This is a genomic window from Solirubrobacter pauli, from assembly GCF_003633755.1.
GTDB lineage: Bacteria > Actinomycetota > Thermoleophilia > Solirubrobacterales > Solirubrobacteraceae > Solirubrobacter > Solirubrobacter pauli.
This window is the reverse complement of sequence record NZ_RBIL01000001.1, coordinates 2,724,761-2,738,112: the sequence shown is the minus strand read 5'-3', so window position 1 is coordinate 2,738,112 and position 13,352 is coordinate 2,724,761. Positions and strand designations below refer to the sequence as shown.

At 72.2% G+C, this 13,352-nt stretch carries 13 protein-coding genes; 6 read left to right on the top strand and 7 right to left on the bottom strand.

The genetic code is table 11. From position 1 onward, the window contains the following. Positions 1–3: 3 nt before the first annotated feature. Positions 4–1,080 (bottom strand): calcium:cation antiporter, encoded by a 1,077-nt coding sequence (locus C8N24_RS13020; protein WP_121250534.1) that lies wholly within the window; start codon positions 1,078–1,080, stop codon positions 4–6. Continuing rightward, positions 1,077–1,727, bottom strand: a complete 651-nt coding sequence (locus C8N24_RS13015) for a haloacid dehalogenase type II (protein ID WP_121250532.1) — start codon at positions 1,725–1,727, stop codon at positions 1,077–1,079. Before C8N24_RS13015 ends, C8N24_RS13020 begins: the two co-directional genes overlap by 4 nt. Positions 1,728–1,738: 11 nt before the next feature. Between C8N24_RS13015 and C8N24_RS13010 the strand changes: the two genes are divergently transcribed. Both C8N24_RS13010 and C8N24_RS13005 read left to right on the top strand, forming a co-directional pair. After that, positions 1,739–3,916 (top strand): beta-glucosidase, encoded by a 2,178-nt coding sequence (locus C8N24_RS13010; RefSeq protein ID WP_121250530.1) that lies wholly within the window; start codon positions 1,739–1,741, stop codon positions 3,914–3,916. 109 nt (positions 3,917–4,025) lie between these two features. Next, positions 4,026–4,886 carry a LysR family transcriptional regulator gene (locus tag C8N24_RS13005; RefSeq protein ID WP_170179056.1) on the top strand — a complete coding sequence of 287 codons (861 nt, stop codon included), beginning with the start codon at positions 4,026–4,028 and terminating at the stop codon, positions 4,884–4,886. Here the strand turns inward: C8N24_RS13005 and trxA are convergent. The 3 genes from trxA to C8N24_RS12990 all read right to left on the bottom strand — a co-directional run bounded on the left by trxA (position 4,842) and on the right by C8N24_RS12990 (position 6,831). Further along, entirely contained in the window at positions 4,842–5,165 is a 324-nt protein-coding gene (trxA, locus tag C8N24_RS13000) for a thioredoxin (RefSeq protein WP_245971849.1), read from the bottom strand. The genes C8N24_RS13005 and trxA overlap by 45 nt on opposite strands. 63 nt (positions 5,166–5,228) lie before the next feature. Then, the gene (locus tag C8N24_RS12995) at positions 5,229–5,936 is read right to left on the bottom strand and encodes a metal-dependent transcriptional regulator (RefSeq protein ID WP_121250524.1); all 708 of its coding nucleotides are present in this window, start codon (positions 5,934–5,936) and stop codon (positions 5,229–5,231) included. Positions 5,937–5,955: 19 nt separating this feature from the next. Next, complete coding sequence (locus C8N24_RS12990) at positions 5,956–6,831, bottom strand: LysR family transcriptional regulator (protein WP_121250522.1); 876 nt, start codon at positions 6,829–6,831, stop codon at positions 5,956–5,958. A 180-nt stretch (positions 6,832–7,011) separates the two neighbouring features. Here C8N24_RS12990 and C8N24_RS12985 point away from each other — a divergent pair, with 180 nt between their 5' ends. Next, entirely contained in the window at positions 7,012–7,956 is a 945-nt protein-coding gene (locus tag C8N24_RS12985; RefSeq protein ID WP_121250520.1) for an ATP-dependent DNA ligase, read from the top strand. Positions 7,957–7,969: 13 nt separating this feature from the next. On the opposite strand, the gene C8N24_RS12980 is transcribed toward C8N24_RS12985, so the two are convergent. Beyond that, positions 7,970–9,070, bottom strand: coding sequence for an NAD(P)H-dependent glycerol-3-phosphate dehydrogenase (locus tag C8N24_RS12980; RefSeq protein ID WP_245971848.1), 1,101 nt, complete (start codon positions 9,068–9,070; stop codon positions 7,970–7,972). A 134-nt stretch (positions 9,071–9,204) separates the two neighbouring features. On the opposite strand from C8N24_RS12980, the gene C8N24_RS12975 reads away from it, so the two are divergent. The 3 genes from C8N24_RS12975 to C8N24_RS12965 are packed head-to-tail and all read left to right on the top strand — an operon-like array spanning position 9,205 to position 11,728. After that, entirely contained in the window at positions 9,205–10,185 is a 981-nt protein-coding gene (locus tag C8N24_RS12975) for an ATP-binding cassette domain-containing protein (RefSeq protein WP_121250519.1), read from the top strand. Continuing rightward, a complete protein-coding gene (locus tag C8N24_RS12970) occupies positions 10,182–10,958 on the top strand; it encodes an ABC transporter permease (RefSeq protein ID WP_121250517.1) in 777 nt (258 codons plus the stop codon). Before C8N24_RS12975 ends, C8N24_RS12970 begins: the two co-directional genes overlap by 4 nt. Then, positions 10,958–11,728, top strand: coding sequence for an ABC transporter permease (locus C8N24_RS12965; RefSeq protein ID WP_121250515.1), 771 nt, complete (start codon positions 10,958–10,960; stop codon positions 11,726–11,728). Before C8N24_RS12970 ends, C8N24_RS12965 begins: the two co-directional genes overlap by 1 nt. Here C8N24_RS12965 and C8N24_RS12960 read toward each other — a convergent pair. Continuing rightward, positions 11,725–13,314 (bottom strand): hypothetical protein, encoded by a 1,590-nt coding sequence (locus C8N24_RS12960; RefSeq protein WP_121250513.1) that lies wholly within the window; start codon positions 13,312–13,314, stop codon positions 11,725–11,727. The two genes, C8N24_RS12965 and C8N24_RS12960, sit on opposite strands and share 4 nt — an antisense overlap. Between the last annotated feature and the right edge of the window lie 38 nt (positions 13,315–13,352).

Here is a 13,352-nt window from a genome sequence, read left to right as displayed (position 1 = left end):
ATGTTACGGCGAGAACACCAGCACGATGTACACGAAGAAGACGAGCAGGTGCACCGCCCCTTCCAGCACGGTCGTGCGCGGGCCGGAGAACGTCACCACGCTCAGCAGCAGCGTCAACGCGACGAGCACCTGGCCGGTCGGGTCAAGGCCCAGGATCACCTGCTCGCCCGTGATCAGCCCGATGATGAGGACCGCCGGCAGCGTCAGGCCGAGCGTGGACAGGCAGGCGCCCAGGCACAGGTTCACCGTGCGCTGGAGCTGGTTCTTGGACGCCGCCTTGAGCGCGCTGATGCCCTCCGGCGTGAACACGATCAGGGCGATCAGGACGCCGCTGAGCGCGATCGGCGCGCCGATCAGCTCGATCTCGGCCTTGACCACCTTGTCCAGGCTCTTGGAGAGCAGCACGATCGGGATCGCGCCGGCGAGCAGCAGCACCACCCACTTGCCGATCGTGCGCGAGTTGACCTCCTCCAGCTCGTGCTCGTCCGACGCGCCGTGGACGAACAGGTCGCGGTGGCGGCCGGTCTGGATCTTGAGGAAGAAGACGTACAGGACGATCGTCGCCCCGGCGAACAGGATCGCCTGCGTGGTCGAGAGCGTCGGCGCGTCGGTGGACGTCGTCATCGCCGGCAGGATCAGCGCGATGACCCCGAGCGGGATGATCACGCTCAGGAAGGCGGAGGCGCCCGGGAGGCTGTAGTCCTGCTCGTGGTGCTTGAGCCCGCCGATGACCAGCGACAGGCCGATCACGCCGTTGAGCACGATCATCATCACCGCGAACATCGTGTCCCGGCCGACGGTCGGCGCGTCACCGCCCAGCATGACGGCGCTGATCAGCATGACCTCGATGCCGACGATGCTGAGCGTGAGGATCAGCGTGCCGTAGGGCTCGCCGAGCATCTCCGCCAGGTGGTCGGCGGCGACGATCACGCCGAACGCGCACCACAGGATCACGCCCAGGATCCAGGCGAACAGCAGCAGCCCGATCGGGACCGAGTCCAGGTTGCCCTTCGAGAGCAGGCTGTCCCCGAAGAACTGGAAGGCGAGGACCGTGCCCCACCCCGCGATCAGGTGCTTCAAGGCGCGAGCTCTGCGAACGTCGTGGCGACGATGTCCCAGTCGCTGTCGGGCTCGGAGTCCTCGGTGGGACGCGGGACGAACGCCGTCCGCAGCCCGGCCGCCCGGGCCGCGTGCAGGTCGTCGTTGTGCGCGGCGACCATGCAGACCTCGTCGTAGGCGAGGCCGAGGGCGTCGGCGCTGGCGCGGTAGACGGCCGGGTCGGGCTTGTACGCGTGGGCGAGCTCGGCACCCAGGATCGCGTCCCAGGGCAGCCCGGCGTACTTGGCGAGGTTGACCGACTGGGCGATGTGGCCGTTCGAGCAGGGCGCGATGATGTGGGACTCCTTGAGGTGCGTCAGCCCGGCGACGACGTCGGGCCACGGGTCGAGCGCATGCCACGCCTTGACCAGCGTGCGGCGATAGCGGTCTGGGAGGTCGATACCCAGCTCGGCCAGGACTATGTCCAGCCCGATCCGGTGCAGCACGTCGAGGTTCACCCACGGGCGACGGCCGCTGCGGACCGTCTCCAGCTGCGGCTGGTACTGGTCGCGCCACAGGTCGGCCGTCTCCTCGGGCAGCCCGAACCGCGCCGTGTGGCGGATCATGCTTCCGCGCCAGTCCACCGTCGTGCCGAATACGTCGAAGATCAGCGCCTTCACCTGGTCCATACTGACGTTCGATGGAGAAGGTGCGTTTGCTCACGGGCGCGGACGCCTGGTCGCTGCGGGCGGCGCCGGCGCTGGGGCTGCGGCGGATCGTCGTGTCCGACGGCCCCGCGGGCGTCCGCGGCGAGACCTGGGACGAGCGCTCGCCGTCGGCGAACGTCCCCTCACCCACCGCGCTCGCCGCCTCCTGGGACGTGACGCGGATCGAGCGCGTCGGACGGCTGCTCGCCCACGAGTGCCGCCGCAAGGGCGTCGACGTCCTGCTCGCGCCGACCGTGAACCTGCACCGCACGCCCTTCGGCGGCCGCCACTTCGAGTGCTTCTCCGAGGACCCGTACCTCACGGGCGCGATCGGCGCCGCGTTCGTCCGCGGCCTGCAGGCCGAAGGCGTGGCCGCGACCGTCAAGCACTTCGTCGCCAACGACTCCGAGACGGAGCGCTTCACGCTGGACGCCGTCGTGGACGAGCGCGTCCTGCGCGAGCTCTACCTGCTGCCCTTCGAGCTGATCGTCGCCGAGGGCCGCCCGTGGGCGGTCATGTCCTCCTACAACGCCGTCAACGGGCACACGATGAGCGAGTCGCCGCTCGTCCAGCAGGTCCTGCGTGACGAATGGGGCTACGACGGCGTCGTCATGTCCGACTGGGGAGCGACCCGCAGCGCGCACGCCGACGTCGACCTCGCGATGCCCGGCCCGGACAGCCCGCTCGACCCGCCCGACGTGGACGCGCGGCTCGCCCGGCTTCGCCGGCTCAACGAACGCACGGCGGAGCGGGAAGCCACCCCGTGGTCGGAAGCCGAGATCGCGGCCGAGCTGCGCGCCGCCGCGGCCGCCGGCTTCGTCCTCGCGCGCAACCACGGGTCGCTGCTGCCGCTCACCGGCAGCTCGCTCCGGCGCGTCGCCGTGATCGGCCCCAACGCGGCCCACGCGCGCACGCTCGGCGGCGGCAGCGCGACCGTCTTCCCGCCCTACACCGTGTCGCCGCTCGAAGGGCTGCGCACCGCCCTGCCGCACGCGGAGGTCGGCTACGCGCCCGGCGTGAAGGCGCACACGCGGCTGCCGGTGGCGGACGTGTCCGTCGAGCTGCGCGACGGCGACCGCACCGAGCGGCGCGAGACGGGCGACTTCACGTGGTTCGGGAAGCCGCGGACGGTCGAGGTCCACACGACGATCACCGCCGAGCGCGCGGGCGAGCACGTGATCGGCGCGTCCGGCGTCGGCCACTTCACGCTCACCCTCGACGGCGCGATCGCGTTCGACGAAGCGCTGGCGCTCCGCCCCGGCGCCGATCCCGGCGAGCATCTCTTCGCGCCTCCGCAGCGGGGCGTGCCGGTCACGCTCGAGGCGGGACAGACCGTGGACGTGGTGCTGCGCGCCGAGGGCGTCACCGCGTTCCAGCTCAACCACGAGCCGCCGTTCCCCGAACGCGCCTTCGAGGACGCGGTCGCCCTGGCGCGCGACGCGGACCTCGTCGTGGTCGTCGTCGGCACCACCCCGGAGGTCGAGAGCGAGGGCTTCGACCGCTCGAGCCTCGCGCTCCCCGGCCGCCAGGACGAGCTGGTCGAGGCGGTGACCGACGCCAACCCGAAGACGGTCGTGGTGGTCAACGCGGGTGCGCCGGTGCTGATGCCGTGGGTCAAGCGCGCACCCGGCATCCTGCTCGCCTGGTTCCCCGGCCAGGAGGGCGGCCACGCGCTCGCCGACGTCATCCTCGGCGCCGCCGAGCCCGGCGGCCGCCTGCCGACCACGTGGCCCCAGGCCGAGGACGGCCTGCCGGGCGTGCAGCCCGTCGACGGCGTCCTGCGCTACGCGGAAGGCCTGAAGGTCGGCTACCGCGGCGACGTGCAGCCGCTGTTCCCGTTCGGCCACGGCCTCGGCTACACGAGCTGGCAGTACCTGGCGATGGACGGCACGAAGGTGCGCCTCGCGAACACCGGGACGCGCCGCGGCCGGGAGGTCGTGCAGGTCTACGCGTCCAAGCCCGACAGCGCGGTCGAGCGCCCGGCGCGCTGGCTCGTGGGCTTCGCGGTCGTCGAGGCCGACGCCGGCGAGGAGGTCATCGTCGACGTCCCGCTCGCCCCGCGCGCGTTCCAGCACTGGGACGGCGGCTGGCAGACCGAGCCCGGCGACTTCGTGCTCGAGGCGGGCCGCTCGGTCGCCGACCTCAAGCTCCGCAGCGTCGTGGCGCCGTGAGGCCGCCCGGCACGGAGCCGGCGGCGCCGCCGTCCACCGCCCGTTGCGCCACGACGCGCCCCGCGCCCACGCGCGCCTTCGCCGCCCGCCCCTGCGAGCCCGCGCGCTAGTGGAGCTCCGGCAGCTCGAGTACTTCGCGGCCGTCGCGCGCCACCGGCACTTCACGCGCGCGGCCGAGTCGTTGTACGTCACCCAGCCCGCGCTCTCCCAGCAGGTGCGCCGGCTGGAGGCCGAGCTCGGGCTCGCGCTGTTCCGGCGCACCTCCAAGGGCGTCGAGCTCACCCCGGCGGGCGCCGACCTGCTCGTGCACGCCGAGAAGATCCTCGCCGAGGTCGCGCAGGCCCGCGCGGAGATGGACCGCCACACCGGCGTCTCCCGCGGCGTCGTGCGGGTCGCGACGACCGCGGCGGACGCGCCGCGGCTCCCGGCCGCGCTGGCCGCGTTCCACGGCGACCATCCGCACATTCAGATCGCGCTGCGCCAGGGGTCGGCGGCCGAGGTCGTCGCGCTCGTGCAGGCGGGGGCCGTCGACGTGGCGGTGCTGGCGCTCACCGAGCCGCCGGCCGGCCTCGAGGTGGTGCCGCTGGCGGACGAGCCGCTGCGGGTCGTGGTGCCCGTCGACGACGAGCTCGCGGGCACCACGATCGCGCTCGATCAGTTGCGCGGGCGCCCGTTCATCCTCGCGGAGCCGGGGACGGCCCTGCGCGACACGGTCCTGCAGGCCACGCAGGAGGCGGGCTTCAGCCCGCTGCCGCTGTTCGAGGTCGGCGACCCGGCGACGGTCCGCTTCCTCGTGCGGGAAGGCCTCGGCGTCGGGCTCGTGCCGGCGAGCTGGCTCGAGCGGCCCGGGCCGGTCGTCGGCGCGGCGGATCTCGCGGACCCGCCACGCCACCGGTTGTCGCTGCTCACGCCCTCCGCGGGCGCGTCACCGGCCGGCCGGCTGCTGCTCGAGCGCCTCGCGGAGCTCTGACTCGAGCCGCTTGCGCGGCCGTGCGCCGACCAGGTTGGCGATCTGCGTGCCGTTGTCGAAGAGCATGAACGTCGGCATGCCGAGCACGCCGTACTTGACGGCCAGCTCCTGCTCGTTGTCGACGTCGACGCTGACGATCTTCAGGTCGTCGCGCTCGGCCGCCATGTCCGCGAGCAGCGGCGACATCGCCCGACACGGCGGGCACCAGGTCGCCCAGAAGTCCACGAGGACCGGCTTGTCCGCCTCGAGGACCTCGGCGGTGAAGGTGTCAGTGGTCACGGGGTTCAAAGCCATGCGTACAGCCTGGCCTCACGCCCCGCTCCCTCCAAGTCGGATCCGTTATCAGCGTCCGTAGCGTTCCTTACCGAGCACGAGCTGCTCGGGAAGGGCGATGCGCGGCGGCGGCGACGGGTCCGCGAGCACGGAGACCGTCTCGGCGACGGAGCGGGTGAGCGTGCCTTCCCGTCCGTCGAGCTCGAACGTCACGTGCTCGTCGTCGACGGTCTTGACCACGCCCTCGTACCCGGGCTCCAGGCCCTCGGCCTTGAACAGGTGCAGCAGGTCCTCGGCCTCGTTCTCGAAGCGCAGGATCGTCACCTTCGCGCCCGGTTCGCAGTCGCCGAGCGGGACGCCCTCGATCCGCGTGCCCGGCTCGATCGGGTGGCCGTGCGGGCACGTCTTCGCGTCCCCGATCGCGGCCAGCATGCGCGCCTCGAGGTTCGGCGACATCGCGTGCTCGAGCCGCTCGGCCTCCTCGTGGACGTCGTCCCACGGCACCTTCAGCACGTCGGTGAGGAAGCGCTCGATCAGCCGGTGCCGACGAACCACCTGCTGGGCCTGCTCGAGCCCTTCGTCCGTGAACGAGATCGACTTGTCGGCGGCGCGCGTGATGTAGCCGTCGCGGACGAGGCGGCCGACCATCTCGTGCACCGTGGGCGCGGAGAGCTGCATCGCGCGGGCCACGTTCGCGCCGGTCATCGGCAAGCCGGCCTCGTGAAGCCAGAAGATGGTCTGCAGGTATTCCTCTTCGGCAACCGTCGCGTCAGCCATGCCGTTGATCGTATCCGGCTCAGCCGAGCGCCTTCTCGGCCATCTCCATGAAGGCGCGTGTGGAGGGTGAAAGACGAGCGTTGCGACGGGTGATGAACGCGTAGGTCTCGTAGAGCGGTGGGTCGAAGGGCGCCGTGTGGAGCTTGCGGGCGCGCAGCATCGACACCAGGCCGACCGTGTCGCCGAGCCCGCGCGCGGCCAGGTCGAAGGCCGCCGTCATGTACTCGACCTCGATCACGGGCTCGAGCCGGACCCCGCTCGTCTGCGCCATCTCGCGCAGCTGGACGCGTGTCGGGTCCTGGGCCGCCCAGCGCGCGTCGTAGAGGATCAGCGGCGCCTGCGCGAGCCGGTCGACGGTCATCGGCTCGCGGGTCCGCTCGGGATCGGCGGACAGGTAGAAGAGCTCCTCTCGCAGCGTCGGGCGCACGTCCAACCCGCGGTCCTCGATCGGGAGGATCACGAGGCCCGCCTCCAGGTGGCCGTCGCGCACGGCGTCGGCGACCTCGGCGGAGTTCTGGCCGATCGCCCGGACCCGCACCTCGGGGTACTTGGCGCGGAACTTGGCGACGACCCCGACCAGGAGCGAGTGGTGCGCGCCGCCGAAGAAGCCGAACGCGACCGTGCCCGAGACGAGGGTGCGGACCTCGCGCACGGACTCGATCGCCTCCTGCGCCTCCGCCAGCACGCGCTCGGCGTGCGGGATCAGCAGGCGGCCGGCGTCGGTCAGCTCGATGCCGCGGCCCGCGCGGACGAACAGCGGCACGCCGAGCTCCGCCTCGAGCCGGCGGATCTGCTCGGACATGCTCGGCTGCGCCATCAGCAGCGCGTTCGCGGCCGCCGAGAAGCTCCCGTGCTCGGCGGCGGCGAGGAAGTACTCGAGCTGTTCCAGTCTCATAGGCGCTCCCTATGTATCCCAGAGCCAATAGAGCCTAAAACAATGATGCACAAGCTCCGATACTAGGTGCATGTTCGCCATCGCTCTCATCGCAGCCTTCGCGGTGGGTTCCGTCTTCGCGGCCGAGGATCGTCCCGGCTTCCGCGAGAGCGCCCCGCTCGCCTAAGGTTCGCAGCGCCCATGGCGCTGCCTCTTAAGCCACCTCTGCTCCCCCAGCTCGCGCGTCCGGCCAAGAAGCTGCCGGTCGGTGACGGCTGGGCGTACGAGCCCAAATGGGACGGATTCCGTGCCATCGCATTCGTCGATGGCACGGACATCTACCTCCAGTCACGCAGCGGCAAGCCGCTGCGCCGCTACTTCCCCGAGCTGACCTTCCCCGAGGGCCGGTACGTCCTCGACGGGGAGATCGTGCTGTTCGACGCCGAAGGGCGTCAAGACTTCGGCGCGCTCGGCCAGCGCATCCACCCGGCCGAGTCGCGCATCAACCTGCTCGCCGAGCAGACGCCGGCGACGTTCGTCGCGTTCGACCTGCTCGCGCTCGACGACGAGTCGCTGCTCGCCCTGCCGCAGCGCGAGCGCCGTGACCGCCTGGTCGCCTTCATCTCCGCCCCGCTCCAGCTGTGCGACTCCACGACCGACCCGGCCGAGGCCGAGCCGTGGCTGGAGGACCGCGAGGGCGTGATCGCCAAGAAGCAGGACTCGCCCTACAAGCCGGGTGAGCGCGTCGGCATGTCCAAGATCAAGCGCGTCCGGACGATCGACGCCGTCGTCCTGGGCTGGCGCCCGGGCAAGGAGGAGGGCACGGTCGGGTCGCTCATCCTCGGCCTCTACGACGAAGACGGGAACCTGCGCACGGTCGGCCACACGTCGGGCATCAGCCGCAAGGAGAAGGGCACGCTGCCCGCCAAGCTCGCTCCGTACGAGACCGGCGAGCGCGGCCAGGGCGACCCGTCCCGCTGGGACAACGCCCGCGACCTCGAGTGGATCGCGCTGCGCCCCGAGCTCGTGATCGAGATCACCTTCGACCACACCTCCAACGACCGCATCCGCCACGGCACCAAGCTCGTGCGCTGGCGCGACGACAAGAAGCCCGAGGAGTGCCTGATGGAGCAGCTCCGAACTTAAACGTCCTGGACGTTTAAGTTCCGGACCGCCGGACCGACTCGGTCACGTTGTGGCGGCGGACGCGGGCGATCGCGCGCTTGAAGGCCGAGTCGCGGGTGGCGGGCGGCGGGACCGTCGCCCGCACGCGCTTGACCCACTCCTCCAGCGGGAGCTCGCCGGAGATGAGCGCGTGCAGCGCCGTGGTCACGGGCGCGTCGACGTGCGCGCGCCGCAGGGCGGTCGCGAGCAGCGGGACCATGTCCAGCGCCTCGACGGCCTGGCCGATCCGGGCCGGGATCTCCGACGCGGGCACGCCCTGGCCGAGCAGCTCGCCCGCGCGCCGGTTGCGCGACTGCGGCGCCAGCGCCGTGCCCATCAGGTCGCCCGTGCCGGCGAGCCCGATCATCGACTCGGGCTTGCCACCCTGGCGCTCGGCGTAGCGCCAGACCTCGGCGAAGATGTGGCCGGCCGCGGCGCCGGCGGCGTTCAGGCCCTGCGCCTCGGTCGCGCCCGCGGCCAGCGCGGCGGCGTTCTTGGCGATCCCGGACAGCTCGACGCCGACCGGGTCGTTGGACTGCTCGCACACGACGCCCGCGCGCAGGAACACCTCGGCCACCTGCTGCGCGAGCCGCACGTTGGTCGACGCGGCGACGAGGCCGGCACCCTCGGTGACCATCTCGCGCGCGTGGGCGGGCCCGCCCAGGCAGCCGACGCGGTCGATCCCGCACACCTGGTTGAGCAGCGCGGTCGGCGAGAGCCCGTCCGGCGGGACGAGGCCCTTGGCCATCGAGATCACCGGCGCGCGCGACGGCAGCCCGCTGCGGTGCAGGTTGTCGATCACCTGCGAGAGCCCCTTCGACGGCACGCCGAGGAAGACGTAGTCCGCGCGGGACAGGCCGGCCGCCATCGGCTCGACGCGCAGCTCACGCGGCAGCGGCACCTCGGGCAGGTAGGCGACGTTCTCGCGGTCGGCCTCCAGGCGCGCCGCCTGCTCGGGGGAGCGGGTCTGCAACGTGGTGCGGAAGCCCCCGCGTGCCAGCAGCACCGCGACGGCGGTGCCGAACGATCCGGCTCCGACGACGATCGCCCGGCGCGATCCGGGCGTGGGCACTTTGAGCTGGGGCCGAGGCGGCATAGGGAGAGGTACCCAGCTGACGCCGTGTCGTTACCGGCGCGGACTGCCTGCATTCATATTGGCTCAAGACCGCCCGGAATACCAGGGGGTTGGCCCCACGATCGTCGCGCACGCGGGGTTTACGGTTCAGTGCCATGTCGCAGCAGGAGCGGAGCGCGGGCATCGAGGTCGAGGGCCTCGTCCGCGAGTTCAAGAACGGCCCGCGGGCCGTCGACGGAATCCACTTAAGGGTCGCGCCGGGGGAGATCTACGGCTTCCTCGGGCCGAACGGCGCGGGCAAGTCCACCACGGTGCTGATGCTCACCACGCTGCTACCGCCGACCGACGGCACAGCGCGCGTGGCGGGGCACGACATCCGGCGAGAGGGGGCCGCCGTGCGGTCGGCGATCGGCGCGGCGCTGCAGGAGGCGGCGCTCGACCCGCTGCTGACCGGGCGGGACCACATGCGCCTGCAGACGACGCTGCAGGGGATCGCGAAGGCCGATCGGCGCCGGCGCGGCGACGAGCTGCTCGAGCGCGTCGGGCTCACCGACGCGGCCGACCGCAAGGTCGGCGGCTACTCGGGCGGCATGAAGCGCCGGCTGGACCTCGCGCTCGCGCTGGTCCACCGCCCGCGCGTGCTGTTCCTCGACGAGCCGACGACGGGCCTGGACCCGAGCTCCCGCGCGGACCTGTGGGACGAGGTCGCCCGCCTCGCGCGCGAGGACGGCACCACGGTCTTCCTCACCACGCAGTACCTGGAGGAGGCCGACGTGCTCGCCGACCGCGTCGGGATCATCGACAAGGGCACGATCGCCGCCGAGGGCACGCCGGAGGCCCTGAAGGCGGAGATCGGGCGTCCGTCGGTGGAGGCGACGCCGACGGAGCGCGGCGACCGTGACGCGATCGCCGACGTCCTCAGCCGCTTCGGCTCCGCGGTCCCCGCCCCGCCGGGCGCGGCCGCCGTCCGGCTGGAGCGCGGCGAGAACCTCGCGGAGGTCGTGCGCGCGCTCGACGCCGCCGAGCTCCCGATCGCGGACCTGCAGCTGCACCAGCCGTCGCTCGACGACGTGTTCCTGGCCAAGACGGGCCGCAAGCTCGACGTCACGGCGGCGGAGGAGCCGGCGTCCGTATGAGCGAGCTGACCCTCCAGACCTACGAGATGGCGCGGCGCTCGATCGTGAAGGTGGTGCGCCAGCCGGCGCTGTTCATCTTCCCGATCCTGTTCCCGCTGATCATGATGGGCATCAACGTGAGCGGCCTCGACGCCGCCACGGAGATCCCGGGCTTCCCGACCGACAGCTACCTGGACTTCGCGATCGCGTTCCCGATGGTCCAGGGCGCGCTGTTCGCGTCGATCAACGCGGGCAGCTCGGTCGCGCGCGACGTCGAGACCGGCTTCCTCAACCGGCTGGCGCTGACGCCGATGCAGCGCGCGGCGATGCTGCTCGGCCTGTTCACGGGCGAGATGCTCGTCGCGTTCGTCTCGACCCTGATCTACCTGGGCGTCGGCTTCGCCATCGGCCTGCACTTCGCGTCCGGCTTCCTCGGCGTGCTCGTGCTGCTGGCGCTGTCGCTGCTGATCGCACTCGCGTTCGCCGGGCTCGGCGCGTTCATCGGGCTGCGCACGGGCTCCCCCGAGGCCGTCCAGGGCGTCTTCCCGCTGCTGTTCGTGTTCCTGTTCCTGTCCTCGAGCTCGCTCCCGCGCGACCTGATCGAGCACGACTGGTTCCGGATCGTCGCGACCTGGAACCCCGTCTCCTACCTGTTCGAGGGCCTGCGGTCGTTGATCATCTTCGGCTGGCAGGGCAAGGAGCTGGCGCTCGGCTTCGGCGTCGCCGCGGTGATCGCCGTGCTGGGCGTGTACGGGGCGACCGTGGCCCTGCGGACCCGGGTGGCGACCAGCTGATGCGGCGCTTCCTCGACGTCACGTCGGGCGTGGCCTGGCGTTCGACCAAGAAGGTCTTCACCAACCCGCAGCTGCTGCTGCCGTCGCTGATCTTCCCGCTGTTCTTCTTCGTCGCGTTCGCGGGCGGGCTGTCGAGCGTCGGGAACGTGCCGGGCTTCGACTTCCCGTCGGGCTACACGGCGTTCCAGTTCGTGTTCGTGCTGCTGCAGGCCTCGGCGTTCGGCGGCGTGTTCACCGGCTTCGGCATCGCCGGGGACTTCGAGAACGGCTTCTCGCGGCGGTTGATGCTGGCCGCGCCGAGCCGGCTCGGGATCCTCGCCGGGTACGCGGTCGGCGCGATGATCCGCGCCGCGACCGTCGGCGTCCTGCTGTTCGTGGTGGCGCTCGCCAGCGGCATGCAGATCGACGGCAGCGGGGTCGACCTGTTCGGGCTGGTCGTGCTCGCGCTGATCGTGAACCTGACCGCCTCGATGTGGGCGGCGGGCGTCGCGATGCGGCTGCGGTCGATCCAGGCCGGGCCGGCGATGCAGCTGCCGGTGTTCCTGCTCCTGTTCCTCGCGCCGGTGTACGTGCCGCTCGACCTGCTCGCGGGCTGGATCGAGGCGGTCGCGCACCTGAACCCGGTCACGCCGCTGATCGAGGGCGGGCGGGACCTGATCTCGGGCGGCGACTTCCAACCGCTGCTGGTGTTCGGCGTCGCGCTCGGCCTGGGCGCGCTGTTCCTGGCGTGGGCGGTGCGCGGCGTGCGGTCGGCGGAGCGGGCCGGCTAGGTGTGCTTCACCGCCGGGCGCTTCCCCGCCCGGATGGTGAGCTTGTGGATCGCGGAGAGGCTGCCGGGGCGGGAGACGACGATGCGGATCGTCGTCCCGGCCCGCAGCCGCTTCGCGGTCAGGCGCTCGAGCGAGACCGAGCCCCACTTCTTCTTGGCGAACGTGAAGGACGAGCGCGAGCAGCCGCGCTTGCACGTGACCTTGACGGTCGCGCCCGCCGGGATCTCCTTCACCTGCAGACGCGTGAGGCGCGTCCAGCGCCCGCGGACCTTCGCGCCGTAGCTGACCTTGACCACGAGGCGGAGCTTCTGCGGCGCGGTCGTGGGCGCGGCGGGTTCCGGAGCGGGCGCCGGCGCGACGGCCGGCGGGGTGACGACGGGCGGCGCCGGCTCGGGCACCGGCCCGAAGCCCGTCCCGAGCGACGTGGTGCAGGCCACGCGCCGGTCCGCGCCGGAGCCGACGCGGCGGCAGTAGTCGGCCTTGCCGTCGCCGTTGTGGTCCACCCAGTCGCGGCCGGTGGAGTCGCCGACGTCGAGCGGGTCGGAGGCGATGGTCGTGCTGAACCCGGTCGGGGTGGACAGCGTGCACGCGAGCCGCGCGTTCGCGGCGGTCGTCCCCGTCGGGCGGCAGAAGTCGCGGTCGCCGTCACCGTCGAAGTCGACCCATGCGGCGCCCTCGTCCGTGCCCCAGTCGGCCGTGCCCGACGTCAGCTCGGCACCGAACCCGGTGGCTGTGGCGAGCGTGCAACGGACGCGGGTGTCAGGGCGTAGCCCGACCCGGCGGCAGAAGTCGGCGCGGTGGTCGCCGTTGACGTCGGTCCAGGTGCGGCCGGTGTCGTAGCCCGGGTCGTCGGTCAGCGAGCCGTAGGTGGCGCCGAACCCGGTGCCGGTGGAGACCGTGCACAGGAGCGCGGGGCCGGCGACGCGGCAGAAGTCGGCCTTGCCGTCGGCGTTGTAGTCCACCCACGCGCGGCCCGCCTCGGCGCCCGGGTCGACCAGGGCGGTGAAGCCGGCGCCGAACCCGGTGGCCGTCCACGCGGAGCAGATCACGCGCAGGAGCGCGACGCGGCAGTAGTCGGCGCGGCCGTCGCCGGTGGCGTCGGCGAGCTCGGTGCCTTCGACGTCGCCCCACTCGAGCCGGTCGAGGGCGTTGACGAACGAGAACGAGCTGCCCTGGGAGAACGTGCACTCGAAGCGCTGGTTGGTCAGCAGGCCGACCCGGCGGCAGTAGTCGGCGGCGCCGTTGCCGTCCACGTCGCCCCACAGCCTGGTCTCCAGGTAGCCCGGATCGCGCGGCCCGGCCTGCACCGTCGCGTCGAAGCCGCGGCCGGTCGCGAGCGTGCACCGGAGGCCGGTGTCGGCACCCAGCCGGCAGAAGTCCGCCTTCTTGTCGGCGTTGACGTCGACCCAGGCGGTACCGGCGGCGACGCCCCAGTCCAGCGGCGCGGAGCGGTACGTGCCGGTGTCCTGCGCCTGGGCGGCGGGCGCGGCGGCGAGGGTGGCGAGGATGAAGAGCGAGCCGAGGACCAGTCGGCGGACGAGCGACAGCACGCCGGACAGCTTGGTGCGTGAGTGACCATCCGTCAACGCTTCACCTTCCGGTCACACGGTCGTCCATTCGTTGA

Bases quoted from the DNA above. Each gene is read 5' to 3' on its own strand.
- C8N24_RS13015 (WP_121250532.1), bottom strand. From the start codon at position 1,727: ATGGACCAGGTGAAGGCGCTGATCTTCGACGTATTCGGCACGACGGTG.
- C8N24_RS13010 (WP_121250530.1), top strand. From the start codon at position 1,739: ATGGAGAAGGTGCGTTTGCTCACGGGCGCGGACGCCTGGTCGCTGCGG.
- C8N24_RS12995 (WP_121250524.1), bottom strand. From the start codon at position 5,936: ATGGCTGACGCGACGGTTGCCGAAGAGGAATACCTGCAGACCATCTTC.
- C8N24_RS12990 (WP_121250522.1), bottom strand. From the start codon at position 6,831: ATGAGACTGGAACAGCTCGAGTACTTCCTCGCCGCCGCCGAGCACGGG.
- C8N24_RS12985 (WP_121250520.1), top strand. From the start codon at position 7,012: ATGGCGCTGCCTCTTAAGCCACCTCTGCTCCCCCAGCTCGCGCGTCCG.
- C8N24_RS12980 (WP_245971848.1), bottom strand. From the start codon at position 9,070: ATGCCGCCTCGGCCCCAGCTCAAAGTGCCCACGCCCGGATCGCGCCGG.
- C8N24_RS12975 (WP_121250519.1), top strand. From the start codon at position 9,205: ATGTCGCAGCAGGAGCGGAGCGCGGGCATCGAGGTCGAGGGCCTCGTC.
- C8N24_RS12970 (WP_121250517.1), top strand. From the start codon at position 10,182: ATGAGCGAGCTGACCCTCCAGACCTACGAGATGGCGCGGCGCTCGATC.
- C8N24_RS12965 (WP_121250515.1), top strand. From the start codon at position 10,958: ATGCGGCGCTTCCTCGACGTCACGTCGGGCGTGGCCTGGCGTTCGACC.